The sequence below is a fragment of the Vibrio sp. 10N.286.48.C11 genome (assembly GCF_041469805.1).
GTDB lineage: Bacteria > Pseudomonadota > Gammaproteobacteria > Enterobacterales > Vibrionaceae > Vibrio > Vibrio crassostreae_C.
In genome coordinates this window covers 39,936-64,442 of the sequence record NZ_JBFRLK010000047.1, presented here as the reverse complement: position 1 = coordinate 64,442, position 24,507 = coordinate 39,936, and the positions used below count along the sequence as shown (strand labels likewise).

The window sequence follows — 24,507 nt, the reverse complement described above, 5'->3', positions numbered from 1 at the left end:
GTAATTAATTTGCCGAGTGACTTCCCTTTTATCTAGCAACAGGTCAAAATTAGCGGTTAATTCTCCGTTTTTATTAATTTTTTAGGAATCATCATGCTTGAAGCGATTGCGTTTCTTATTATCGGTCTAGGTTTTTTGGTGTGGAGTGCAGATAAGCTGGTTTACGGTGCCGCTGCTCTTGCTCGCAACTTCGGTATTTCACCACTAGTTATCGGTATGACGATCTTAGCAATGGGGTCTTCGGCTCCTGAAATGATGGTTTCTGCGACAGCAGCCCTTGATGGCAAAACAGATACAGCTGTAGGCAACGTACTGGGCTCTAACATCGCCAACATCGCGCTGATTTTAGGTATTACAGCCCTTATCAAGCCGTTATCGATTAGCTCAGGCGTGATTCGTCGTGAACTACCATTAATGATCGGTGTCACTCTGCTAGCGGGCGCCCTATTGTGGGATAACCATTTAGGCTTCTATGAAGGCGTGTTGTTGTTTGTTCTTTTTGCCGCGTTTTTGTTTGCTATGTTGCAAATCAGCCGCAGCGAGAAAAAGAACGGCGATGCTTTCCTTGATGAGCAAGAATCAGAGATCCCTGAAGGCGTAAGTAACCCTAAGGCTGCAATGTGGGTCGTGATTGGTCTAATCGTCCTACCTTTAGCTGCTGATATGCTGGTAGATAACGCTGTGATCATCGCGAAGTTCTTCGGCATGAGCGACCTTGTCATTGGTTTAACCATCATTGCTGTTGGTACTAGCCTTCCTGAACTTGCAGCATCACTAGCCGGCGTTATGAAGGGTGAAGATGATATGGCTGTAGGTAATATCATTGGTTCAAACGTATTCAACATCCTTGCTGTTATGGGTATCCCGGGCATCCTAAACCCTTCGATCTTGAGCGAGTTCGCTATGGGTCGTGACTTCTGGGTAATGCTAGGCGTATCGCTACTACTTGTTGTGATGGCACTAGGAAAATCTCGTAGTGTGAATCGTATTGAAGGCGGCGTGTTAATTGTGACGTTCGTGGCCTACCAAAGTTACCTATTAATGAACATGTCGGCTTAATTGTTGATTTAACTTCCCGTACTTGGAGTATTTGATGTCTCAGCCATTTGATTACCGCAGCGTTGCAAAACAAGTTTTGGAAACCGAAGTTGCAGGTCTCACTCAATTAGACCAATATTTTAATGATGATTTTTGTAAAGCTTGCGACCTTATCCTGAACAACAAAGGCAAAGTCGTTGTGATGGGCATGGGTAAATCAGGCCACATTGGCAACAAAATCGCAGCAACATTGGCAAGTACCGGGACATCGGCTTTCTTTGTTCACCCAGGCGAAGCGGCGCATGGCGACTTAGGCATGATCGAACCTGGTGATATTGTGATTGCAATATCCAACTCCGGCGAATCGGGAGAAATCCTCAGCCTATTTCCTGTGTTAAAGCGTCTGAGCATCAAGATCATCAGCATGACAGGCAAGCCAGCATCAAACATGGCAACCCTGTCTGATATCCATTTACAAATTTCAGTACCGGAAGAAGCTTGTCCGCTGGGCTTAGCACCAACAACAAGCACCACGGCGACTTTGGTCATGGGTGATGCATTAGCCGTTGCACTTTTGCAGGCTCGAGGCTTCACCGCTCAAGACTTTGCCCTGTCTCATCCTGGTGGCGCTTTAGGTCGTCAGCTGCTGTTGAAGCTCGACGACATCATGCACACAGGCGATTCACTTCCTGTTGTAGCACCCGACGCACTAGTAAGAGACGCTCTACTAGAGATATCTCAGAAAGGCTTAGGCATGACAGCAATCGTTGGTGAAGATGGCCAAATGGCCGGTATTTTTACCGATGGTGATTTACGCCGTATCTTAGACAAACGCGTTGATATCCATAACACGCAGATCGGTGATGTGATGACGCTAAACCCGACGGTAGCCGAGCCAAACATGCTCGCGGTTGAGGGCTTAAACTTGATGCAAGCGAAGAGCATCAATGGCCTGATGTTATGCCAAGAAGGTAAATTAGTCGGAGCGTTAAACATGCATGACTTACTGAAAGCAGGAGTAATGTAATGACACAGACAGTCGAAACTCTATACGGCACTGTTAATTCAGATGTATTTGCAATTGCAAAAGAGATCAAACTGCTGATTTGCGATGTCGATGGTGTCTTCTCTGATGGTCGCATCTACATGGGCAACAACGGTGAAGAGCTGAAAACCTTCCACACTCGTGACGGTTACGGTATCAAATCACTGATGAACGCAGGCATTGAAATCGCGATCATCACGGGTCGCAAATCTCAAATTGTTGAGAATCGTATGACCGCTCTAGGCATTAAGCTGATTTATCAAGGTCAAGACGATAAAGTTAAGGCATACCAAGATATTTGCGATAAGCTTTCTGTAAACCCTGAAAATACAGGTTACATCGGAGACGATCTGATTGACTGGCCTGTAATGGAAAAAGTTGGCTTGAAGGTCTGTGTGGCAGATGGGCACCCGCTACTTGCAAAGCGTGCAAACTACGTGACAACCATTAACGGTGGTCATGGCGCGGTACGTGAAGTCTGTGACCTTATTTTACAAGCAAGAAATGAACTCGACGTGCATAAAGGTTTAAGCATATGAGTTTTACTCGTATTATCTATTTAATACTCATATTTATTGCCTCTTGGTCGACCTATTACTTGTACGACAAAGAGCAAACATCAACGATACAAGTGGCTCCAAATTTGGAGCTGCCCGCGTTTAGTGGCAAAAGCCTGAACAACATTAGCTACGACGAAAGCGGTATTCGCAGCTATCAGGTTGAATCGACGTATTTAGAACACTACTCAGTAGTTGGCGATACGCACTTTCAAAACCCAGTTCTTTCGGTATTCCGTGAAGGGCACACGATTGAATGGCAAGTCACCGCTGATCGCGCGATTATGGATGAGAATCAAGTTGTCACGTTTTATGACAACGTCGTGGCAAAGAACCTGTTGCCAGAAGCCAGCTTCGATACAATGACCACAGATAAAATGGTTGTTGAGCTGCCTAGCCGAGATTTTTATTCAGAGACTCCGGTCCATATGATCGGTACATTTTTTGAAACTGAGGGACAAGCAATGAAAGGTAACTTCGGTACCAACAATGCAACCCTCTTTAATTCTGTTCAAGGTAGATATGAAACTCTTACACCTTAGTTTATTCGCTTTGACCCTTGCGGCACCTAATGTCTATGCTCTGTCTTCGGATAGTGAGCAACCTGTCTACATTGACTCAGACAGCCAGCAATTGGATATGAAAAGTAACCAAGTGACTTTCCTTGGTGATGTGAACCTTAAACAAGGCAGCATCAATATCAATGCCGATAAGGTTATTGTTACTCGTAACGCCGTAAACGGTGAGATTGAAGAAATTCAAGGCTTCGGTAAGCCAGCAACCTTCTCTCAGCTTACTGACGACGGTAAGACACTCTACGGTGAAGCTGACGACCTGCACTACCAGCTTGTTGCCGACCGACTGATCATGACTAAGAATGCGATGTTATCTCAAGATGGCAGCATCATTCGCGGTTCTAAGATCACTTACCAGATCGGTTCTCAGAAATTAGTCGCTGACAGTGGTGAAAACAAACGAGTGTCAACGGTTTTACAACCAACGGAAGTGAATAAGTAACGATGGCTGTTCTTAAAGCAAAAAACCTAGCTAAAACCTACAGTAAACGTAAGGTTGTTACCGATGTAAGCTTACAGGTAGAGTCAGGCCAGATCGTCGGTCTGCTTGGGCCTAACGGTGCAGGTAAAACCACATCTTTCTATATGATTGTTGGTTTGGTGGCGCGTGATGAAGGTACCATCAGCATTGATGACCGAGACATCAGTATCTTACCAATGCACAGCCGCTCTCGTCTTGGTATCGGTTACCTGCCTCAAGAAGCATCGATTTTCCGTAAGTTGTCCGTAGAGAACAACATCATGGCGGTTTTACAAACCCGTGATGAAATGACCAACGAACAACGCCAAGATAAGATGGAAGACCTGCTAGAAGAGTTCCACATCCAACATATCCGCACCAGCAATGGTATGGCTCTGTCGGGTGGTGAGCGTCGTCGTGTAGAGATTGCTCGTGCACTAGCAGCAAACCCGCAGTTCATTCTATTGGATGAACCATTCGCCGGTGTTGACCCGATCTCAGTAATCGATATCAAAAAAATCATTGTTCACCTGCGTGATCGCGGCTTGGGCGTTTTGATTACCGACCACAACGTTCGTGAAACATTAGACGTGTGTGAAAAAGCTTACATCGTAAGCCAAGGACACCTGATCGCTGAGGGTACTCCTGAAGATGTTCTCAATAACGAACAAGTTAAACAAGTTTATCTAGGCGAACAATTCCGTCTATGATTATATAGAGAGTATCGAGAGTTCTAAGAATAATAACTAGGTAAGTCACACTGAATGAAACCCTCATTACAACTTAAGCTAGGCCAACAGTTAGCAATGACTCCTCAATTGCAGCAAGCGATTCGTTTGTTGCAATTGTCTACTTTAGATTTGCAGCAAGAGATTCAAGAAGCACTTGAATCTAACCCACTACTCGATGTCGAAGAAGGCAATGAAGATACGCCAACATCGGAAGAAAAACCTAGCAGTGACGAAAAAGAAACTGTTGAAGCCACAGAGCAAGACTTACCTGATAGCTCAGACTTAATCGAAAAATCAGAGATTGGCAACGAACTAGAAATCGACACAACTTGGGAAGACGTCTACAGCGCGAACACCGGTAACACGGGTATTGCGATTGATGACGACATGCCTGTTTATCAAGGCGAAACCACTCAAAGCCTGCACGATTACCTACTTTGGCAACTCGACTTAACGCCATTCACTGACACCGACCGAAGCATCGCTTTTGCATTAATCGATGCCATCGACGACTACGGCTACCTCACTGTAACTTGTGAAGACATCCTTGAAAACTTCGACAATGAAGAGATCGAGCTTGATGAAATTGAAGCGGTACGTAAACGAATTCAGCAGTTTGATCCGCTAGGTGTCGGTTCAGTCAACCTGCAAGATTGCTTGTTACTGCAACTGGCAACCTTTCCCCAAGATACGCCTTGGCTTAACGAAGCTAAGTTAGTACTTACTAGCCATATCGACCAACTCGGCAATCGCGATTACAAACTGGTTATCAAAGAGACCAAGTTGAAAGAAGCAGAACTACGTGAAGTTTTGCAACTGATTCAACAGCTGGACCCTCGTCCTGGCAGTAAGATTACTCCGGATGAAACTGAGTATGTGGTTCCAGATGTATCTGTCTTCAAAGACCTTGGCAAATGGTTAGTGACCATTAACCCTGATAGCGTGCCTAAGTTGAAAGTGAATCAGCAGTACGCTGATCTGGGCAGTAAAGGCAACAGCGCCGACAATCAATACATCCGCTCAAATTTGCAAGAAGCAAAGTGGTTAATTAAAAGCCTAGAGAGCCGAAATGAGACGCTACTCAAAGTTGCGCGATGCATTGTTGAACATCAGCGTGATTTCTTCGAACATGGCGAAGAAGCGATGAAGCCAATGGTTCTTAATGATGTTGCGTTAGCTGTTGATATGCACGAATCCACGATCTCTCGTGTGACGACTCAAAAATTCATGCATACGCCACGTGGCATCTTCGAGCTCAAATACTTTTTCTCAAGCCATGTCAGCACTGACAATGGCGGTGAATGTTCATCTACAGCAATTCGCGCACTCATCAAGAAGCTTGTCGCAGCGGAAAATACCGCGAAGCCTCTAAGTGATAGTAAGATTGCTGCTTTACTGGCTGACCAAGGAATTCAGGTAGCTAGACGTACCATAGCGAAATACCGTGAGTCTCTGGGCATTGCCCCATCGAGTCAGCGTAAACGCCTGCTATAAGCTCATTTAGTCGCTAGTTACTTAGCAACTATGATCAGGCAACCAACTGAAAAGGAAAGTCTATGCAAATCAATATTCAAGGCCATCACGTTGATCTTACCGATTCAATGCAAGACTATGTTCACACCAAATTCGACAAACTTGAGCGCTTCTTTGATCATATCAATAGCGTTCAGGTTGTTTTAAAAGTTGAGAAAATCAATCAAATCGCAGAAGCTACCCTGCATATAAATCAGGGGGAAATCCATGCGACAGCAACAGATGAAAGCATGTATGCCGCGATTGATTCATTGGTTGATAAACTCGTCCGCCAACTCAACAAGCACAAAGAAAAGCTAAGTAGTCACTAACATGCAATTAAGCGAAGTACTTTCATTGGACTGCACCAAAAGTGCAGTCCAATGCACAAGCAAAAAAAGAGCCCTTGAGCTCATCAGCCAGATAGCAGCTGAGAGCTGCGGTCAAGATTCAACAGAGCTATTTGAGTGTATGTTGAGCCGTGAGAAGATGGGCAGTACCGGTATTGGTAATGGTATCGCGATTCCCCATGCTCGTATGAATGTCAGTGATAAAGCGATAGCTGTATTACTGCAATGCCAAGATCCTATCGAATTTGATGCGATTGATAATCGTCCTGTCGACCTACTATTTGCCCTGCTTGTTCCTAGCGAACAATGCAAAGAGCATCTAAAAACCCTTTCTTGTATGGCAGAACGACTAAACGACAAGCAGACTCTTAAACAGCTGCGTAATGCTCAGAGCGATCAAGAGCTTTACGACATCATGATTCAAGTGCCAACTTGCGAGCAATAACATGCGATTAATCGTGGTTAGTGGCCAATCAGGGGCCGGTAAAAGTGTTGCGTTACGAGTCCTAGAAGACTTGGGGTATTACTGTGTCGATAATCTACCAGTAAACCTGCTCAACAACTTTGTCGAATCGGTACGCGAAAGCAACCAAAACGTTGCGGTAAGTATTGATATACGTAACCTACCGAAAGAGCCTCAGTTAGTCACCGACACGCTCGAGCAACTCGAGTCAGCTACAAACATCGATGTTGATGTATTGTTCCTCGATGCCAGCAAGCAGACACTCCTTAAGCGCTACAGCGAAACCCGCAGAATCCACCCTTTATCAATTGGCCAAGAGAAACTTTCTCTAGAGCAGGCTATTGATTTAGAAAAGACACTTCTCAGTCCTCTAGCAGAGCAAGCCAGCATTGTGATTGATAGCAGTGACTGCAACCTCTACGAGTTGAGTGAAAAAGTGCGCTTTAAAGTCGAAGGCAAAGAGAAGCAAGAACTAATCATTGTCTTTCAATCTTTCGGCTTTAAATTTGGTCTGCCAAGCGATGCCGACTACGTGTTTGATGTTCGCTTTTTGCCGAACCCTCACTGGGAACCTGCACTACGACCACTAACCGGGCTAGATGCACCAATTCACTCCTTTCTAGAAGAACACTCAGAAGTTCTGGAACTCAAGCAACAGATCCAAGGCTTTGTTGAACAGTGGTTACCAATGTTAGAGAAGAACAATCGCAGTTACCTAACGGTCGCGATTGGCTGTACTGGCGGCAAACACCGCTCGGTTTATCTAACCCAGAAAATTGGTGAGTACTTTGAGCAACTTGGCCATCAAGTTCAAATCAGACACGCCTCCCTAGAGAAGCACCAACAGGGCTAACCATGGAATTAACTCGAACTGTACTGATCCAAAATCGCTTGGGTCTTCACGCTAGAGCAGCCGTAAAGTTGGTTGAGCTTGCACAAAGCTTTGATGCAACCATCACTATCCATAGCGAAGAAGATAAAACAGCAACAGCAGACAGCGTAATGGGGTTACTTATGCTGGAATCAGCGCAAGGGCAACATATTACGATTCAAGCTGCAGGTACCGATTCACAGCAAGCACTGGATGCCGTCTGTCATCTCATTGAAGACAAGTTTGATGAGGGTGAGTAGCGAAAACGCTTCACTCACAACGCCTAAGACTCAAACAACGAACCAACCAATATTAAATCTTAGTTCTATCTAAGTTTATGATTTAAATAAGCCCCAGAATTAAGTTACTATTCCAACCATTGTTAGAATAATGAGATAGGAGGAAAATATGGCAGAGCAATTAGAATTCGACCAAGCTCACCAAACCCTCCAAGAAGTCAGCGAAGCCCTAGAAAACGGCCGATTTGTTCACGTACGCCGACAACTTCAGGACATGGAGCCTGAAGATATTGCACACCTTTTAGAAGCCTCCCCTCGCAAAAGTCGTGACGTACTCTGGCAACTCACCGATCCTGAAGACTACGGTGAAATTCTTGATGAACTAAACGAAGACGTCAAAGATGCTCTTGTGTCGAAAATGGCACCTGAGACCTTGGCAGAAGCAACCGAAGGTATGGAAACCGATGACGTCGCGTACGTACTTCGAAGCCTACCCGACGATGTTTCTCGCGAAGTCCTTTCTCAAATGGACTCCGTCGATCGTGCGTTAGTTGAAACTGCCCTGTCGTACCCTGAAGATTCAGCGGGTGCGATCATGAACACCGACGTAATCACGATTCGTGGTGATGTCGATGTTGACGTTGTATTGCGCTACATGCGTATGCGTGGCGAACTGCCGGATGCAACTGATGCTCTGTATGTTATTGATGAAGAAGAACGTCTTATCGGTAACCTATCACTTACCACGCTAGTAACGACTCAACCTGATGTCCCTGTTTCAGAAGTGATGGATGATGCCGACGAAGCGATCGCGGTAGAAACCAGTGCGTCAGATATCGCGAGCCTGTTTGAACGTCGTAACTGGGTTTCTGCGCCTGTCATCGATAGTAACCAGCACCTTGTTGGTCGTATCACCATCGATGACGTGGTTGATGTTATCCGTGAAGATGCCGAACACTCAATGATGAGTATGGCGGGTATGGACGATGACGAAGATACCTTCGCACCGGTCGTAAAATCTGCTCGTCGTCGTAGTGTGTGGCTTGGTGCTAACGTACTCGCAGCACTGGCGGCAGCATCTGTATCAAACATGTTTGAAGCAACGCTCGATCAAATGGCAGCGATTGCGGTTCTGATGACTATCGTGCCTTCGATGGGGGGTGTTGCGGGTAACCAAACCGTTGCTCTGGTGATTCGTGGTTTGGCACTCGGTCATATCGGTGACAGTAACAAACGCGAACTGCTACTCAAAGAGGCAGCCATCGGCTTCCTAAACGGCGTTCTATGGGCCGTTATCATTGGTGGTATCGTGGTGGCTTGGAAAGGTAACTGGATACTGGGAGGCATCATCTCAGCGGCGATGATGACCAACTTGATTGTCGCAGGTATTGCTGGTGTAACTATCCCAGTGATGTTGAAGAAGATGAATATCGATCCAGCCCTTGCTGGCGGTATGGCACTGACCACAGTAACCGATGTTATTGGCCTATCGGTGTTCCTAGGCTTAGCGACCATACTGATCTAGTTAGCATAAGCAGTTAGCCAATTTTTGGCGAAATACAGAAAACAAAAAGGGAGCCACGGCTCCCTTTTTTAATTCATCAGATTCGCTTTAATTGAATTACTCACCCGCGACTTTCATCGACTCAAGCAGGATAGAACCCGTTTGAATTTGCGAACGTGTTTCTACGTCGTTACCCACAGCAACAATCTGAGTAAACATGTCTTTTAGGTTACCTGCGATTGTTACTTCTGATACTGGGTATTGGATCTCTCCGTTTTCAACCCAGAAACCTGCAGCGCCACGTGAATAATCACCCGTTACGGTGTTTACGCCTTGGCCCATCACTTCAGTGACTAGGAAGCCAGTACCCAACTCTTTTAGCATCTGCTCAAAGTTTTGACCGGTCGATTTAACGAACCAGTTATGAATACCACCAGCATGACCGGTTGGCATCATATCCATCTTACGTGCGGCATAGCTCGTTAGTAGGTAAGTTGCTAGCACACCGTCAGTGATGATTTCACGATCTTGAGTGAACACACCTTCGCTATCGAATGGGCTTGAAGCCAAACCACGCAAGATATGTGGTCGCTCAGAAATGTTAAACCAGTCAGGTAGGATTTTCTGACCGAGATGATCCAATAGGAATGACGACTTGCGGTAAAGGTTACCGCCACTGATCGCCATAACAAGGTGACCGATAAGACCTGTCGCAACATCGTTAGCGAACATAATTGGGTATTGGCCTGTTGGTAGCTTTTTCGCATCCAAACGGCTAATGGTCTTTTCTGCAGCTTCCTGACCTACACGCTCAGGCGTCCACAGTTCATCACGGTGACGTGCAACGGTGTAGCTGTAGTCACGTTCCATTTCACCATTAGCGCCTTGTCCAATCACGCAGCAGCTCGTGCTATGACGGCTTGAAGCGTAGCTGGCTAGTAAGCCATGACTGTTACCGTAAACCTTAACACCGTAGTGACTGTCGTAGCTCGCGCCATCACTCTGTTTGATCTTATCGCTATAAGCGAGCGCTTGCTTCTCAGCTGCAATCGCAATCTCAGCGGCATAGTCAGGGTTAGGCTCGTCAGGGTGGAAAAGATCCAAGTCTGGAATTTCTTTTACCATGTATTCTTTTGCTGCAGGACCTGAAAACGGGTCTTCAGATGTGTACTGAGCGATATCAAGCGCGGCTGCTACCGTTTGAGCAATAGCCTTCTCACTCAGGTCAGATGTAGATGCGCTGCCTTTTTTCTGGCCGCGATAAACAGTAATACCAAGTGCACCATCACTATTAAATTCAACGTTTTCCACTTCACACATACGTGTTGAAACACTTAAACCCGTTGACTTAGTAATAGCAACTTCAGCGGCGTCGGCACTCACAGAGGCCATGTCCAACGCTTTTGCTACTGCGGCTTCTAGCTCAACTCTTTGCTGGGCGACTTGCTGTTTTACATCCATATCTATTCTAATTTTGTAGGTCAATATTACGTAGGATAACAAGAATTTCGCTTTCTCCCCAAGATTCTTGCTAAAATAGGCAATATATTCGTTTGAGATAGTGACATAGGCAGAAAAGATGGCTCGCAAAAACCAAAAAGCCCCATGGGAACCAGAAGAAGAAATCATCTGGGTAAGTAAGACAGAAATGAAAACCGACATGGAAGCGCTACAAAAACTGGGGGAAGAACTTGTTTCCCTGAAGCCTTCTGTATTAGACAAGTTTCCTCTGTCTGAAGATTTGGCACAAGCGATTAAAGATGCACAACGCTTTAAAAATGAAGCGAAGCGCCGTCAACTTCAATACATTGGTAAAGTAATGCGCAATGTTGATCCTGAGCCAATTCAAGCGGCTTTGGATAAAGTACGTAACAAGCACTCGCAAGCAACCGCTGAACTGCACAAGCTTGAGCAACTGCGTGATCGCGTTGTTGCTGAAGGCGATGCTGCCATTTCAGAAGTCATGGACATGTACCCTAAAGCAGACCGTCAGCGTCTTCGTCAGCTAGCTCGCCAAGCTAACAAAGAGAAATCAGCGAACAAGCCAGCAAAGGCTTCTCGTGAAATCTTCCAAATCTTAAAAGAGCTAAAGCTAGAAGACTAATCTTTGTCGCTTTATTCTGTAAGACAATAAAAGACCTAGCGCATGCTAGGTCTTTTTGTTTTCTACGTACTCAATATCAGAGAGATTAAACAAGAGTGATGAATCGTCACTCACCCGCTTTAACAAATGAGCTTAATTCTGTCTGTGGATGATCCGCCGTCAGTGCCTCTATCGAGTCTTCAACCAACACCTTACCTAGCGCCACAAACACAAACTTATTCGCGATACTGCGTGCGTCACCTAAATGGTGAGTCACCATCAAGACCGTAATATTTCGCTCTGCCGCTAATCGCTTCACTAAGCTAAGCATCTCTTCACGCAGCAAAGGGTCAAGCGCAGAGAAAGGTTCATCAAGCAGCCAAATATCATGAGGTTGGACAAAACAACGCGCTAACGCGACACGCTGGCGTTGACCACCGGATAAGTGCTCAGGCAATCTATCCAAATACTCTGCAACACCTACTTGTGCGGCTGCTTGCTCAACTTTGAGCTTTTGGGTTGCCGTAAGCTTTAATCCCGGGTGCAGACCTAAACCAATATTTTCACTCACCGTGAGATGGGCAAACAGGTTGTGCTCTTGAAACAACATCGCCAACGGACGCTGATGTGCTTCTTTACCAATAAGCGACTGCCCAGCCACTGATATCTCACCCGATGTAGGCTCGATGAAACCAGCAACTAGCGCCAACAGTGTAGACTTACCCGCACCACTCGGCCCCATAAGCGCAACAATATCGCCCTGCTCAGCTTGAAAATCAAAGCTAAACAACTCTCTGTGATAGTGGTAATCCACATCTTTCATCACTAACATCATCGGTTCCTTAATTCTTTAGCATCGAGCTTAGATCTTCGAGTAAATAAGAATTCTATTAAGCTAAAACTGCCGACACTCAGTAACAGTAAGCTCACAGAAACTACCGCCGCCGCTTCCATTTGATAGCTGCCTAACAATTGGAATAGGTACAAAGGCAGAGTTCTAAAATCTTGGCTACCAAACAAAGCAATCGCGCTTAAGTCACCCATCGCCAACATAAAGCTAATCGAGAAGGCTTGCGCCATCGGCTTACGCAATGCTCGCCACTCCACTAACCTAAAACGCGTGAAACCTGTCATACCCAAGCTTGCACACACATACTGGTACTGCTGAGACAAATGCAGCATAGGTTGAGCTAGGGTTTTAATTACGTAAGGCAGCGCCATTAAGCTGTTGACGGCAATCACGATAAAGAAAGCTAAACTGAATACATCGGTGAATGAACGCAGTAATAAGAAGATACCCGTACTGATCACCAGCCCCGGAGTCACCAAGATAATAGTGCCAATCAGCTCGATTTTATCGGCTCGAAAATTCTTGTTCTGTAAACGCCATGCTCGGCTAGTCAGTAGTATGGCGATACCAATACCAACTGCGATAACACTTGCTAATGACGCGACTTTAACCGAGGTCATTAACGCCGCCCAAAACGGCTCGCTGCTGAGTACGGTTAATGCCTGCGAGTTAATTCCACTGACGATAACCATAGCTAATGGCGGCAATACCAGCATTGAGACTATGATGATCCAAAAGCTATCCCAAGCTTTTGACCACCAGCTGTCCTTAACCAAATATTTCTCTTCCGACAGCTGACTGGCCGTCACTGAAATAGGCTTCGATAGGCGTTGAATGCTCACCGCTAGCACACCACACAGCAGCATTTGCCATATCGCGAGCAAGGCACCAGCTTGAAGGTCAAAGTCGAATTTAATCGCCTGATAAATAGCGAGCTCGATAGTGGTTGATTTAGGTCCACCGCCTAGCGCCATCACGGTAGCAAAGCTGGTAAAACACAACATGAAGACTAAGCCACACACATGTGGTAATTGCTGTCTTAAGCGAGGCCATTCAACCCATCTGAATTTGTTCCAATGACTCATACCCAAGTGAGCACAAAGCTTGTGTTGCTCGGCAGGCACGGTATCTAACGCTTGCAGAAGTAAGCGACTGGCATAAGGCAAGTTGAAGAAAACGTGCGCCAGCAAAATACCATTCAATCCGTATATGGAAAATGGCAATTCAATATCGAAGTTCGCCAAAAACTTAGCTAACCAACCACTATTGCCATAGATCGCAAGTAAGCCAAATACACCCACTAACACTGGCAGGACTAAGGTCGACGCGAACAGCCTTAACAACAAAGCGCGTCCAAAAAATTGTCTACGACACAGCGCATGAGCAATAGGTATAGCAAAGCCAACACTCAGCACCGTTGAGAGTGTCGCCTGATAAAAACTGAATTTCGTTACATGCCAATAGTAGGTATCGGACCATACTTGGCTGATATCAAGAGAAGGGGCATTGCTAAGCAATGCCCCAACTGCTGAAACCACGAAGGCGGTAATGAGTATCGCTACCCAAATCCCAACCTTAGGTGTTTTCTTTATCATAGATTGATTTTTTACCGTAAATGGTTCGCTCAGTTAACATCGAACAAACCTTTAAATACAGAAAGTTAGAAAGCTAATTTTTTAAAAGCAAATTAAAAAGTAAGTGCACTCTGCCATTCACGAATCCATGGCTTACGCTTAGCTGCAATTTCTTCGGGCGTAAAGCTTAGCGCTTTCTGAGGAACCATAAGTTGCTCGAACCCTTTTGGAAGCTCAATATCGGTCACTGGGTACATCCAGTTGCCTGTTGGCATCGCCGATTGGAATTCATCACTTAGGATAAACGCCATAAACTCATCAGCAAGCTTTTCGTTCTTGCTGCCTTTAACCTTAGCGGCCACTTCCACTTGAGTGTAATGCCCTTCTTCGAAGCTTGCTGCTGCATACTTAGAATCGCTTTCAGCAATAATGTGGTAAGCCGGAGACGTTGTATAAGACAACACTAAATCCGACTCGCCTTCTAGGAACATAGAGTAAGCTTCAGACCAGCCTTTGGTTACAGTCACTGTTTTCTGAGCAAGCTTCTTCCATGCTGCTGTCGCTTCATCACCGTATACTGATTTCATCCAAAGCATCATGCCTTGGCCTGGTGTTGATGTACGTGGATCTTGGTAGATGACCTTAAGATCATCACGCTGCTCAACCAGTTCTTTCAAGCTCTTCGGCGGGTTTTCCAGTTTCTCTTTATTGTAAACAAAAGCAAAGTAGCCAAAGTCATAGGGTACAAAAGTGCTGTCGTTCCAACCATTAGGAAGCGTTACCGATGACGTATCAACATTATGCTCAGCCAATAAGCCCGTCGCTTTCGCTTCAGCCATCAGGTTGTTGTCGAGACCTAGCAAGATATCGGCTTTGCTGTTGCCGCCCTCAAGACGTAAACGGTTCAGAATAGACACGCCATCTTCTAGAGCGACAAAATTCACATCACAACCACACTTCTCTTCGAATGCTTTTTCAACGGCAGGACGAGGGCCCCAATCCGCAGCAAAAGAGTCATAGGTGTATACAGTCAAAGTGTTGTCTGCAGCAAAGGCAGAAAAAGAAATAGCTGTAGTAACAGCAAGGGTAGTTAATGTGAATTTCACTGGACGCTCTCCATGGTCTGAGCGGCACAGGTTTGAGGGAGGAGAACGGTAGAGGTTGTTCCTAACTCAATTCCTACGCCAGCATTATCTGGTTCAGGTTTACGGGTCCCAAGCACCTGCTTGATCTCAGCTCGCATTCATTATTTGAATGGTTCGCTCCCCGATGAGTGTTCAGAATTGTAATTTGATTTTTAACAATAAGCTATCAAGTTTGGATCAATTACGTTGATCGTAACCCCAACGTGGCACTAAACCTTGTTCGATACCAAGGTGATCTAGAATACGCGCCACCATAAAGTCGACCAGATCTTCAATTGACTTGGGTTGATGATAAAAACCCGGAGCTGCAGGCATGATCGTTACGCCCATGGTCGAAAGTTTGTGCATGTTCTCGAGATGAAGCGTCGAAAATGGCGTCTCGCGAACCACCAACAACAATTGGCCTCGCTCTTTCATGACTACGTCTGCTGCTCGCTCAATCAGGTTATCTGATAGACCATGAGCAATCGAAGCCAAGCTTCCCGCTGAACATGGACAAACGACCATCTGTTTAGGTGCTGCTGAACCAGAGGCAACCGGCGAGAACCAATCATCTTTTCCACACACCACCAGCTTTTCAGGGTCGCAGCCAAGATGTTTAACCAAAGCTTGTTTCGCCGCATCTGGCCCAGCAGGTAACTTAAGTTCATGCTCGGTCGCCAATACCACTCGCGCTGCCGATGAAATCAGCAAGTAGACCTGATAATCGGCTGCCAAAAGGCATTCAAGTAAACGCAGGCCATAAGGCGCACCGGATGCGCCAGTGAAAGCAAGGGTTATCGCTTTATCGTGTTTTGTCATGTTCTCAATTACTTCAAATTATAAGGTCGTGGATGCAGTTAGCCTTTGAGTGCCAATCCATCCAACAGTTTTTGGTGAATGCCACCAAAGCCACCATTACTCATTACCAAGATTTGGTCGCCCGCTTGTGCCTCTGAGACAATTTTAGCAACGAATGCATCCATGTCATCACTCACGTGTGCCGGTTGGTGACAAGCGTCTGCAACATCTTGAACTGACCAATCAATGTTATCCGGTTGGAATAAGTAGGTAGAATCCGCCTGCTTCAACGAATCAGCCAGGATTTCTTTGTGCACACCACGTTTCATGGTGGCAGAACGAGGCTCTAAAACGGCAATGATTTTCTTAGTGTCGACCTTATTACGTAATCCGCCAAGCGTAAGTTCAATCGCCGTTGGATGATGAGCAAAATCGTCATAAACAGACACACCTGCCACCTCGCCTTTAAACTCCAAGCGGCGCTTAGTATTAATAAAGGTAGCTAGTGATTCACAAGCAAGGTCAGGTGTCACGCCCACATGACGTGCAGCTGCTATCGCCATCAAAGCATTATTTACGTTGTGGTCGCCAACCAAGTCCCAATTTACGGTTCCAACACATTCATTTTGGAAGTAAACCTCAAATTGAGAGCCGTCTTTGACCAGTTTCTTGGCATCCCAGTCGCCTTGATCGCCACTCGATTCAGTTTCACTCCAGCAACCGCGAGCTAGAACATCTTCAATAGCAGTATCTTGCTTAGGTGAGAATATACGGCCATTGCTCGGCACAGTGCGCACCAAATGATGGAATTGACGCTTAATCGCTTCAAGATCGTCAAAGATGTCCGCATGATCGAACTCTAGGTTATTCATCACTAAGGTTCTTGGGTGGTAATGAACGAACTTAGATCGTTTATCGAAAAAAGCACTGTCGTATTCGTCGGCTTCTACCACGAAGAACATACTTTCACCAAGGCGAGCAGAGATACCAAAGTTACCCAACACTCCGCCAACTAAGAAGCCCGGTGCATAGCCACAGTCTTCCAAGATCCAAGCCAACATGCTTGATGTCGTGGTCTTACCGTGCGTTCCCGATACCGCTAACACCCAACGGTCTTGCAGCAGGAACTCTTGCAACCACTGAGGACCAGAGGTGTATCTAAGGTTGTTATCCAACACATACTCTACACACGGATTACCGCGGCTCATTGCGTTACCGATAACCACGAGATCTGGCCTTGGTTCTAATTGGCTAGGGTCGAACCCTTCAATAATTTCAATCCCTTGTGATTCCAACAAGGTGCTCATTGGTGGGTAAACATTCGCGTCACTACCCGTAACCTTGTGACCTAATTGACGAGCCAATACCGCAGCACCCCCCATGAAGGTGCCACAAATTCCTAAGATATGAATATGCATAAATTGCTTCCAAACGCTTGGCTAAATAAACGATGTCTAATTAAAACGGCTTGCACTCATTATCATTAAATGGCGATTAAAAGCGAGCGGCAATGCAAAACAAATTGAGTCGACATAGTAAGTGAGATCTGTGTCGCTTAGTTCATTACCATTAAAAAGATCTAACCTTTAGAATTTAGGTAAGCGTCTAGATGAATAAAGCCCACTCAAGAGGCCGAATCTACAGTGCTCAAATCCCCCCTAATATTGAGAGAAGTTTAAGGAAATAACATGTCTGAGATGCGCACCCTTGGTGAGTTCATTGTTGAGAAACAGAGTGACTTCCCCCATGCAAGCGGTGATCTATCATCCCTTTTGTCGTCTATTCGACTTGCTGCAAAAATTGTTAACCGTGAGATCAACAAGGCTGGCCTAGTCGACATCACTGGCGCTGTTGGTACAGACAACGTGCAAGGTGAAGAGCAGCAAAAGCTAGACCTTTACGCGAACGACAAATTTAAAGCGGCTCTAGAAGCCCGTGACCAAGTTTGTGGTGTTGCAAGTGAAGAAGAAGACGAAGCTGTCGCCTTCAATAAAGAGCTCAACAAAAACGCAAAATACGTTGTACTGATGGATCCACTAGATGGCTCATCAAACATCGATGTAAATGTATCGGTTGGTACAATTTTCTCTATCTACCGTCGAGTATCACCGATCGGTACACCACCAACACAAGAAGATTTCTTACAGCCCGGACACAAGCAAGTAGCCGCGGGTTACGTGATTTACGGTTCTTCAACCATGCTTGTATACACAACAGGTGCTGGCGTAAATGGCTTCACCTACGACCCATCACTGGGTACCTTCTGCCTATCTCATGAAAACATGATGATTCCAGACGAAGGTAAGATTTACTCAATCAACGAAGGTAATTACATCCGCTTCCCTACGGGTGTTAAGAAGTACATCAAGTACTGCCAAGAAAATGAGCCAAGCGACAACCGCCCTTATACATCACGTTACATCGGTTCTCTAGTATCAGATTTCCACCGTAACCTTTTGAAAGGCGGCATCTACTTGTACCCAAGCACGCAAAGTCACCCTCAAGGTAAACTGCGTCTGCTTTACGAGTGCAACCCAATTGCTTTCCTTATGGAACAAGCGGGCGGCATCGCTTCAGACGGTGCTCAACGTATCATGGATATCAAACCAACTGAGCTGCACCAACGTGTACCTTTCTTTGTTGGCTCAACAAACATGGTTCGCAAAGTAGAAGAGTTTCTTGAGCTGAACCGAGACTAAACCCTCGTTCATTTCTCAAAATAGCATCATTAAAAAAGCCAGCATTCACATGCTGGCTTTTTGTTTGGTAACTCAGAAGATATAGCGACTAAGCGTTGTTCCGCTTACACCAGTTACCCGAAAGTATTTCTTTATTAGCTGTTAGATCAAGCTGATACAAATATACCCATGCTAATCCAAATATAGTCTCTATTTGCTCGCGACGATACTCAACAGGAACATCTTCTAGCCGATCGAGCGACTCTAAAATTTCGTCGTTAATGATATAGACCTCACCAGCGACACTTTTCTTTCCCAAAATCATCGCCGGATAGGCACCTAAATCAAAAAGTGCGTATTCCTTAGGTGTATCAAACTGCCCTAATAAATCGCAGCCCTGCAAATAATGGTGATTGGACTGACCTTGCCTCAAGGTTCCATAGACAAAAACAAGATGCTGCATATGCCCTCCCATACGGCTCTACTCGAACTCAAATTGATAGAGAAGATCCACAGCACTGTCTAGGCCAGAAACAGCTTCAACATAGAGATCCTGCATCAATCTATAACGAACGGTAAACTCACCTAACGAGTTAAAGATACCCACACCATACTTCACCTGTAAGCCAGGCAGGATGTAACCACTTACCGTCACTTGAGAGTCATCGCCAGAGCCTGCAGTATCCAGTTGCAAGTCCTGTACACCAAAGGCTTCACCGATTTCACCAACAACCTTACCACTCTTCGCTAAACTCAAACCGATTAAAGTCGTTGTCATCGAACCGCTCGACTCACCGTCGATATCTTGGCCACGCAAAATATAAGACAGTGCGTTCGCTTGTGGCATCGCTGGGTCAGAATAAATCTCGATGGTAGGCTCTGTCGCAGGGCCAGTCACTCGAATACCAGCGGTCACGTCATCCTGAGTATTATCAGGATTACGAATCGCGTTGATGGCTACGTATGGCTGATCCGGTGGTCCATTCATTAGGATCTTACCCTCTTCGATCAAGAGGTCTTGCCCGAATGATTGATAAGTACCATCGACGATGTTCACTTCACCTGTAATAAATGGACCTTGGTCTTTTTGAGCCACGTTGAGCTTACCGACCAAATCACCTTCAAGACCGAAGGCAGACAGTTTAAAGTCATCACCAATGGAGATATTAATATTCGTCATCACATTGAATGGAATCGTATCTTCGTTTTCTGGCTCTAGATCTTTATTCAAAATAACCTGATCAGAAGAGACGCCAACCGCTGACGGTGGTAAATCTTCAACAACAATTCGTCCCCATGGTAATGCAATATCACCGGTGATTTTCGCCAGATCTGGTGTGACATCAATAGTCATATCAGGTACGACCTTCACCTTAACCATCGGTGGGATATCAACCATCAACTCATCAGCGAAAACTCTAACGTTCGAGTGCCATGCTTTAAGATCTTGCCAATCTCCGGTTCCCTCAATATCAAGGTGACCATCAGGCGTTTCGACATTCGCATCCAGTTTTGCACTATAACCATCAAAGTCGAGGTCGATGCGGCCATCTTTCACATAAACAGGCGTAACATCGCCTTTGACTTGAATACCATCAACAGAGAATTGGCCAAAGACTTGAGGGTGCATCAGAGAGCCTTTAACTTGAAGATCACTCTCAAGGTCGGCTTTCAATAAGCTGTATTCACCTAGAATTGGTTGTAAGAAATCAAGATGGAACGTGGTCAGCTTAATTGCCGCATCGACCATTTTGTCTTCGGCAAGAATATCCGGTAACGACACCGTGCCAGACAGGTCACCATTGTCGGAAACATCCAACTTAAAATCGGCATCCAGTTTGTTGTCTTTCAGTTGGGCATTCAATGCAACGCTTTCCCAACCCAGTGTGATTGGCTCACCCACTTGTTGAACAACCTGACCTTTCGGCATATCAACGCTTACCGTGACTTCAGGCTCATCTTGTTCAGACCACTTTGCATGAGCAGTCGCATTGACTAAGCCCTGTAATTGCGTCTCTTTAGGCACAAAGGCTTTAATCTGCTCGAAATCGAATTGATTGATGGCTACCTTGGCCTCACCCGATTTTCCGACACGAACGTCTTCATCCAAACACACGCTCGAACCCGATTGTTTCCAACAGTGCGCTTGAACATCGGCAAACTGTTTATCAACATCCGCATTTATCGCGACAGGTTGATCTAACACCCAAGGACCTTGCTGAGTGGTGATTTTGACTCTGTCTAACGATCCATACCAAATAAGAGAAGGCTTTTGAATCAACTCTCCGGAAATAGCTAAGCTTGTAGACACGATGTCGGATATCACATCAAGTGTCACTGTGTGTTTCTTCTCACCACCACTCACCGTGAGATCAATGCTTTTTACGCTCTGATCTTGATAGGTTAGGTTGTTAGCTTTTAATTCAAGATCAGCTTGAGCTTCAGGCAATGGCAGAGGAACCACAGAACCATTAAGCGACAAGGATTCTAGTGTTGCTTCGTTATTCCAATCTACCTTATCCACATTTAGAGCGAGATCGACTTCAGGCTTTTTCGTTGGACCACTGAGCTGGATGTTACCAATCACTTTACCTTTCAAATCAGGGACGCTTTTTACAAGCTCAGGGAAGTGAATCTCAACACCCATGTCCCATTTCTTATCAAGCTCACCCTGAGCCTTAATCGAGTTAACACCGTGAGCTAAGCTCAAACCACTGGTTTTCAGTTTTGGTTCACCGCTCGCGCTGCGATCCGACGCTGACAACTGACCTTCGATATCCAGAGGGTATTCTCGCAAGATCCCTTCAATATCCAATTTAGGCAGTTCAATCGCCCAGCCGCCCGCTTCAGTCAACTCACCTGAGGTGACGATGTTTCCACTAATGTTGCCCTCAGCTTCTGGCCACTGCAGACCCGGTTGAATATCTTTGAGTGTCACGTCAGCTTGCCAGTTAACGAGACTCTTCCAGTTCGCTTTAACGACACCGTTAAGCTCACCGCCTAGCGTGTTGAGCTTTAGACGCTCGAGAACAATTTGTTCCGTCGTGCCTTTACCCTGTAGATCGATGGCTAATTCAGGGATTTCCTTACCATCGGCTTCACCTTTAAGAAGAACATTAAAACCATCTAGTGAGCCATCAGCTTTAAATTGCTCAATTGTCGCTTGGTAATCGCTTTTTCCGGTAAGGGGCCACTGTGCTTGTCCGCCCTCTAAAAGAAGGTCAAATGGCAGAGTCGGTTCTAAGGGTTGAATATCCCCAGACAACTTTGCCTCAATCAGCTCAGAAAATTGGGAGTCTAGGTTTAGCTTAGCCACGCTGCCTTGTGCTTTCAGAGACAACTTCTGCCCAACAAGGTCGGTTTCTTTCACCAACGCATCCAAAGAAAGTTCTAGCGGGTAACCGCCCTTGAGCTCAACCTTCGTGGTTAGATTGGCGCTTGCTTGTGGCATATCGAGTTCGAGAGTTGAAACATCAACCGTGTGTTTGCCCGCGCGAGCTTCTAGCCCAAGGTGGTTAACAACGATTGGTGTTTCTTGTTCTAAGGTGAAACGGTTGAGGTCAAAACGCTCCAACACAACCTGCAGAGGAATCCAGACTTCCGGCAATTCGATAGCCGTTTTAACGGCAGCTTTTGGCTCAACCTTTTCTGCTTGCGGTTCTTCTGTCGACTCAGCGAGTTTAACCTTAAGATCATTGAATAAGGTTGGCGATACAGTTAGCTTTTCGCCCTGCATACTCAAAGCCGTAGAGAACAAGCTCCATTCAATTTCATGCCCTAAGATATTCAACTTGATATCAGACAAAGCGATACGGTTGATTACGATTGGCAACGGTGTTTTTACCGATGTTACGGGCGGAGTAGGTTCTGTTTCTTCTGCAGAGGCCGGAGGCAGTTCAGTAAATGCGAAGTCCAATCCTTGAATCGCTAAACGATCGACACACAACTTAGGGTCGAGCAGACAGCGAGGATTAATCGCCAAGTTCAGCTTTTGAACTTTGGTGTCTATATGCAGGCTGTCATCTTTAAACTGAACATTATTAAGCGTAAAGCTCGGGAACAGAGCCCCTTTAGTGCTTTCCACTTTAAGCTGTGGCAACGCTTTTTCAGCGCCCCACAACACAGTGTTCAACCCTGGATTGGTGAACAAAACAAAACCTAGCAAGGCTATCAACAACAGCAAAATAGACGTCAATGAGATCGACGTCCACTTGATGCACTTGCCCATCACTTTGATCATAATTCTGGCCCTAAACTAAAGTGTAACTGGAACTCATCACCTTTTTCTGCATCTAGACCCCAAGCAAAATCCAAACTCACTGGACCAACAGGTGACGCCCAACGAACACCGACGCCGGTGCCGTGTTTCCATTCGGGTTTGTCATTAAATGCATCACCAATGTCGTAGAATGCTGCGCCCCACCAGTTTCCAACCAAGCGGTATTGGTATTCAAACGAGCTGGTTGCAATGAATTTGGCACCCGTTAGTGCGCCACTTTCATCTCGAGGAGAGATCGACTCATAACCATAACCACGAATGCTATTGTCACCACCAGCAAAGAATCTTAGGGAGGGAGATAGCTTATCAAACTCGTCGGCAAAGTTGCCGCCAAATTGAAGTCGAGTTAAGCCTCGGTGATTGTCGCCAATGCTTCGAATCCAAGCGGTTTGACCTTGAAAACGAACAACCTTAGCTTCAGATAACAAGGTATCATCACCCGCTTCAACCATAATGGTTTGTTTATCGCCCCACATCGGCATCGAACCGCCTCGCGTTCGAGTGCGTGAGAAAGAGATACCCGGCAGCACAAATTGCGCTAAATCATCCTGCAAACCTTGCTCATAGTTTTCGACCAAGTATCGAATGAAGACCGTGCGTTGCCAACCGTTATCCAGTCGCCAATATCTTTCTAGCGCTAAGTTTGACTCCAAACTCTTGGTATCACGATTATCCAAGTTTTTCATACCGTACTTAACTTGATAGTAGTCGTTCAGCACGTCATCCAGAGGGATTTTATAGGTAGCGGTAATTGTCTGTTCAGGTTTAGAAATCGACAGGCTGCTATTGAAGCTATGGCCTTGTTCATTAACCCAAGGTTTTTTCCACTTCAGAGTGCCTTTTACGCCAAGGTCGGTGGATACACCGATACCCGTTTCGATTTGGTTACGAGCTTGCGGAGCAAGGCTAACCTTCATCGGGATCTCTCGGCCTTCGCCTAACTGGCTTAAATCTGGTTCAACAAATACCGAGGAGAACCAATCCGTATTGGACAGGTTTTGGTTGTACTCACCGACTTTGGTGATTGAGTAAGGTTCGCCATCCTCAAATGGTTTAAGTGACTGCACCTTATCTTCTTCTATCTGGCTACCAGTAACCTGAGTAGTACCAAAGTGATAGCGGATACCACTGTTATAATGAAGACGAACATAAGCGCGGTTCAATTCAGGAGCGACTTCTAGCTTACTAAGATCATAAGCACCATCGAAGTAGCCTTTCGCTAAGCCAAGGTTGCGGATCGACGATTTCAAAGAGTCATAATTACCATGATTCAGAGTCGAACCTTTAGACAAGCTACTCTTCGCTATCAAGGCTAAAAAGTCTGGGTCATCCTTGGCTTCACCAGTTAGAACGATATCTGAAGTATAAATAACAACAGGCTCTCCCGGCTCAACCGTAACGGTCATTTCGGTATCATCTTCGGAGTGAGTAAATGTGATTTTAGGGTGGTAGTAGCCTAACGCATTCAGGGCTTCTTTAATCATAGATTCCAAGCGGGATTGGAATCTTAGTGAAACCGAATACTCTTCTTCAGGGATCGCACTCAGATAAGCATCAACATTATCCTCAAGCGCTCCATCTAGCCCTTTGATTTCAAGGGAAACGTCAGCGAAAGCGAGCGTCGATGACAATAGAGTGCCAATCAGAACTGGTAAAGTTTTTCTTATCATGTTTAATTGGTGAAGAAGTTATCAATACGTTAATAAGTGAAAAGAAATAATACCGCTAAATAGGCATTGAGTCTGTAATAAATCCTGGAATAACACGGTCTAA

The 24,507-nt window shown here is 45.6% G+C and carries 23 protein-coding genes and 1 riboswitch; of the genes, 14 read left to right on the top strand and 9 right to left on the bottom strand.

The features are described from left to right. Positions 1-93: 93 nt before the first annotated feature. The 12 genes from AB4209_RS13245 to mgtE all read left to right on the top strand — a co-directional run bounded on the left by AB4209_RS13245 (position 94) and on the right by mgtE (position 9,366). Entirely contained in the window at positions 94-1,059 is a 966-nt protein-coding gene (locus tag AB4209_RS13245; protein ID WP_017063737.1) for a calcium/sodium antiporter, read from the top strand. Positions 1,060-1,093: 34 nt separating this feature from the next. Beyond that, positions 1,094-2,065 carry an arabinose-5-phosphate isomerase KdsD gene (kdsD, locus tag AB4209_RS13240; RefSeq protein WP_017058917.1) on the top strand — a complete coding sequence of 324 codons (972 nt, stop codon included), beginning with the start codon at positions 1,094-1,096 and terminating at the stop codon, positions 2,063-2,065. Further along, entirely contained in the window at positions 2,065-2,622 is a 558-nt protein-coding gene (kdsC, locus tag AB4209_RS13235; RefSeq protein ID WP_017058916.1) for a 3-deoxy-manno-octulosonate-8-phosphatase KdsC, read from the top strand. Before kdsD ends, kdsC begins: the two co-directional genes overlap by 1 nt. Beyond that, entirely contained in the window at positions 2,619-3,182 is a 564-nt protein-coding gene (gene lptC, locus AB4209_RS13230) for an LPS export ABC transporter periplasmic protein LptC (protein WP_004735306.1), read from the top strand. Before kdsC ends, lptC begins: the two co-directional genes overlap by 4 nt. After that, the gene (gene lptA, locus AB4209_RS13225) at positions 3,163-3,657 is read left to right on the top strand and encodes a lipopolysaccharide transport periplasmic protein LptA (RefSeq protein ID WP_017058914.1); all 495 of its coding nucleotides are present in this window, start codon (positions 3,163-3,165) and stop codon (positions 3,655-3,657) included. Before lptC ends, lptA begins: the two co-directional genes overlap by 20 nt. Positions 3,658-3,659: 2 nt before the next feature. After that, positions 3,660-4,385: an LPS export ABC transporter ATP-binding protein gene (gene lptB, locus AB4209_RS13220; protein WP_372056168.1), complete on the top strand. Its 726-nt coding sequence runs from the start codon at positions 3,660-3,662 to the stop codon at positions 4,383-4,385. Between the two features lie 54 nt (positions 4,386-4,439). Beyond that, complete coding sequence (locus AB4209_RS13215; RefSeq protein WP_017058913.1) at positions 4,440-5,900, top strand: RNA polymerase factor sigma-54; 1,461 nt, start codon at positions 4,440-4,442, stop codon at positions 5,898-5,900. 62 nt (positions 5,901-5,962) lie between these two features. Continuing rightward, complete coding sequence (gene hpf / locus AB4209_RS13210) at positions 5,963-6,250, top strand: ribosome hibernation promoting factor (RefSeq protein WP_009847742.1); 288 nt, start codon at positions 5,963-5,965, stop codon at positions 6,248-6,250. A gap of 1 nt (position 6,251) precedes the next feature. Next, positions 6,252-6,713 (top strand): PTS IIA-like nitrogen regulatory protein PtsN, encoded by a 462-nt coding sequence (gene ptsN, locus AB4209_RS13205; RefSeq protein WP_004738707.1) that lies wholly within the window; start codon positions 6,252-6,254, stop codon positions 6,711-6,713. A 1-nt stretch (position 6,714) separates the two neighbouring features. Then, entirely contained in the window at positions 6,715-7,584 is an 870-nt protein-coding gene (gene rapZ / locus AB4209_RS13200; RefSeq protein WP_372056166.1) for an RNase adapter RapZ, read from the top strand. Between the two features lie 2 nt (positions 7,585-7,586). Continuing rightward, positions 7,587-7,862, top strand: coding sequence for an HPr family phosphocarrier protein (locus AB4209_RS13195; RefSeq protein WP_017066670.1), 276 nt, complete (start codon positions 7,587-7,589; stop codon positions 7,860-7,862). Between the two features lie 148 nt (positions 7,863-8,010). Further along, positions 8,011-9,366, top strand: coding sequence for a magnesium transporter (gene mgtE / locus AB4209_RS13190; RefSeq protein WP_017058911.1), 1,356 nt, complete (start codon positions 8,011-8,013; stop codon positions 9,364-9,366). A 96-nt stretch (positions 9,367-9,462) separates the two neighbouring features. Here mgtE and pmbA read toward each other — a convergent pair whose 3' ends face one another. After that, on the bottom strand, positions 9,463-10,806 hold the full coding sequence (gene pmbA, locus AB4209_RS13185; protein ID WP_372056164.1) for a metalloprotease PmbA: 1,344 nt from the start codon (positions 10,804-10,806) through the stop codon (positions 9,463-9,465). 118 nt (positions 10,807-10,924) lie between these two features. Between pmbA and yjgA the strand changes: the two genes are divergently transcribed. After that, complete coding sequence (yjgA, locus tag AB4209_RS13180) at positions 10,925-11,449, top strand: ribosome biogenesis factor YjgA (RefSeq protein WP_372056162.1); 525 nt, start codon at positions 10,925-10,927, stop codon at positions 11,447-11,449. A gap of 106 nt (positions 11,450-11,555) precedes the next feature. Here yjgA and thiQ read toward each other — a convergent pair whose 3' ends face one another. The 5 genes from thiQ to mpl form a co-directional block, all read right to left on the bottom strand. Next, positions 11,556-12,260, bottom strand: coding sequence for a thiamine ABC transporter ATP-binding protein (thiQ, locus tag AB4209_RS13175; protein ID WP_137001871.1), 705 nt, complete (start codon positions 12,258-12,260; stop codon positions 11,556-11,558). Next, positions 12,260-13,873: a thiamine/thiamine pyrophosphate ABC transporter permease ThiP gene (gene thiP, locus AB4209_RS13170; RefSeq protein WP_372056159.1), complete on the bottom strand. Its 1,614-nt coding sequence runs from the start codon at positions 13,871-13,873 to the stop codon at positions 12,260-12,262. Before thiP ends, thiQ begins: the two co-directional genes overlap by 1 nt. 92 nt (positions 13,874-13,965) lie before the next feature. Then, positions 13,966-14,958, bottom strand: coding sequence for a thiamine ABC transporter substrate binding subunit (gene thiB / locus AB4209_RS13165; RefSeq protein WP_137001872.1), 993 nt, complete (start codon positions 14,956-14,958; stop codon positions 13,966-13,968). 53 nt (positions 14,959-15,011) lie between these two features. Then, positions 15,012-15,131, bottom strand: a riboswitch (TPP riboswitch). Positions 15,132-15,174: 43 nt separating this feature from the next. Next, the gene (locus AB4209_RS13160) at positions 15,175-15,798 is read right to left on the bottom strand and encodes a flavin prenyltransferase UbiX (protein ID WP_016787846.1); all 624 of its coding nucleotides are present in this window, start codon (positions 15,796-15,798) and stop codon (positions 15,175-15,177) included. 38 nt (positions 15,799-15,836) lie between these two features. After that, positions 15,837-17,195, bottom strand: a complete 1,359-nt coding sequence (mpl, locus tag AB4209_RS13155) for a UDP-N-acetylmuramate:L-alanyl-gamma-D-glutamyl-meso-diaminopimelate ligase (RefSeq protein WP_372056157.1) — start codon at positions 17,193-17,195, stop codon at positions 15,837-15,839. Between the two features lie 270 nt (positions 17,196-17,465). Between mpl and fbp the strand changes: the two genes are divergently transcribed. Further along, a complete protein-coding gene (gene fbp, locus AB4209_RS13150) occupies positions 17,466-18,476 on the top strand; it encodes a class 1 fructose-bisphosphatase (RefSeq protein WP_017058903.1) in 1,011 nt (336 codons plus the stop codon). An 88-nt stretch (positions 18,477-18,564) separates the two neighbouring features. On the opposite strand, the gene AB4209_RS13145 is transcribed toward fbp, so the two are convergent. From AB4209_RS13145 to AB4209_RS13135, 3 genes are read right to left on the bottom strand one after another with little or no spacing between them, the layout of a single operon-like run. Next, positions 18,565-18,918: a gamma-glutamylcyclotransferase gene (locus tag AB4209_RS13145; RefSeq protein ID WP_017058902.1), complete on the bottom strand. Its 354-nt coding sequence runs from the start codon at positions 18,916-18,918 to the stop codon at positions 18,565-18,567. Positions 18,919-18,936: 18 nt separating this feature from the next. Further along, positions 18,937-22,695, bottom strand: coding sequence for a translocation/assembly module TamB domain-containing protein (locus tag AB4209_RS13140; protein ID WP_372056155.1), 3,759 nt, complete (start codon positions 22,693-22,695; stop codon positions 18,937-18,939). Then, positions 22,692-24,404, bottom strand: a complete 1,713-nt coding sequence (locus AB4209_RS13135; RefSeq protein ID WP_372056153.1) for an autotransporter assembly complex family protein — start codon at positions 24,402-24,404, stop codon at positions 22,692-22,694. The genes AB4209_RS13140 and AB4209_RS13135 overlap by 4 nt, the downstream gene beginning before the upstream one ends. Between the last annotated feature and the right edge of the window lie 103 nt (positions 24,405-24,507).

Excerpts from the sequence above, each read along its gene's own strand:
- yjgA (WP_372056162.1), top strand. The coding sequence starts at position 10,925 with ATGGCTCGCAAAAACCAAAAAGCCCCATGGGAACCAGAAGAAGAAATC.
- mgtE (WP_017058911.1), top strand. The coding sequence starts at position 8,011 with ATGGCAGAGCAATTAGAATTCGACCAAGCTCACCAAACCCTCCAAGAA.
- hpf (WP_009847742.1), top strand. The coding sequence starts at position 5,963 with ATGCAAATCAATATTCAAGGCCATCACGTTGATCTTACCGATTCAATG.
- fbp (WP_017058903.1), top strand. The coding sequence starts at position 17,466 with ATGTCTGAGATGCGCACCCTTGGTGAGTTCATTGTTGAGAAACAGAGT.
- thiQ (WP_137001871.1), bottom strand. The coding sequence starts at position 12,260 with ATGTTAGTGATGAAAGATGTGGATTACCACTATCACAGAGAGTTGTTT.
- AB4209_RS13215 (WP_017058913.1), top strand. The coding sequence starts at position 4,440 with ATGAAACCCTCATTACAACTTAAGCTAGGCCAACAGTTAGCAATGACT.
- thiP (WP_372056159.1), bottom strand. The coding sequence starts at position 13,873 with ATGATAAAGAAAACACCTAAGGTTGGGATTTGGGTAGCGATACTCATT.
- mpl (WP_372056157.1), bottom strand. The coding sequence starts at position 17,195 with ATGCATATTCATATCTTAGGAATTTGTGGCACCTTCATGGGGGGTGCT.
- AB4209_RS13160 (WP_016787846.1), bottom strand. The coding sequence starts at position 15,798 with ATGACAAAACACGATAAAGCGATAACCCTTGCTTTCACTGGCGCATCC.
- kdsC (WP_017058916.1), top strand. The coding sequence starts at position 2,065 with ATGACACAGACAGTCGAAACTCTATACGGCACTGTTAATTCAGATGTA.
- rapZ (WP_372056166.1), top strand. The coding sequence starts at position 6,715 with ATGCGATTAATCGTGGTTAGTGGCCAATCAGGGGCCGGTAAAAGTGTT.
- lptB (WP_372056168.1), top strand. The coding sequence starts at position 3,660 with ATGGCTGTTCTTAAAGCAAAAAACCTAGCTAAAACCTACAGTAAACGT.
- AB4209_RS13135 (WP_372056153.1), bottom strand. The coding sequence starts at position 24,404 with ATGATAAGAAAAACTTTACCAGTTCTGATTGGCACTCTATTGTCATCG.
- ptsN (WP_004738707.1), top strand. The coding sequence starts at position 6,252 with ATGCAATTAAGCGAAGTACTTTCATTGGACTGCACCAAAAGTGCAGTC.
- AB4209_RS13140 (WP_372056155.1), bottom strand. The coding sequence starts at position 22,695 with ATGATCAAAGTGATGGGCAAGTGCATCAAGTGGACGTCGATCTCATTG.
- lptC (WP_004735306.1), top strand. The coding sequence starts at position 2,619 with ATGAGTTTTACTCGTATTATCTATTTAATACTCATATTTATTGCCTCT.
- kdsD (WP_017058917.1), top strand. The coding sequence starts at position 1,094 with ATGTCTCAGCCATTTGATTACCGCAGCGTTGCAAAACAAGTTTTGGAA.
- lptA (WP_017058914.1), top strand. The coding sequence starts at position 3,163 with ATGAAACTCTTACACCTTAGTTTATTCGCTTTGACCCTTGCGGCACCT.
- AB4209_RS13195 (WP_017066670.1), top strand. The coding sequence starts at position 7,587 with ATGGAATTAACTCGAACTGTACTGATCCAAAATCGCTTGGGTCTTCAC.
- pmbA (WP_372056164.1), bottom strand. The coding sequence starts at position 10,806 with ATGGATGTAAAACAGCAAGTCGCCCAGCAAAGAGTTGAGCTAGAAGCC.
- AB4209_RS13145 (WP_017058902.1), bottom strand. The coding sequence starts at position 18,918 with ATGCAGCATCTTGTTTTTGTCTATGGAACCTTGAGGCAAGGTCAGTCC.
- AB4209_RS13245 (WP_017063737.1), top strand. The coding sequence starts at position 94 with ATGCTTGAAGCGATTGCGTTTCTTATTATCGGTCTAGGTTTTTTGGTG.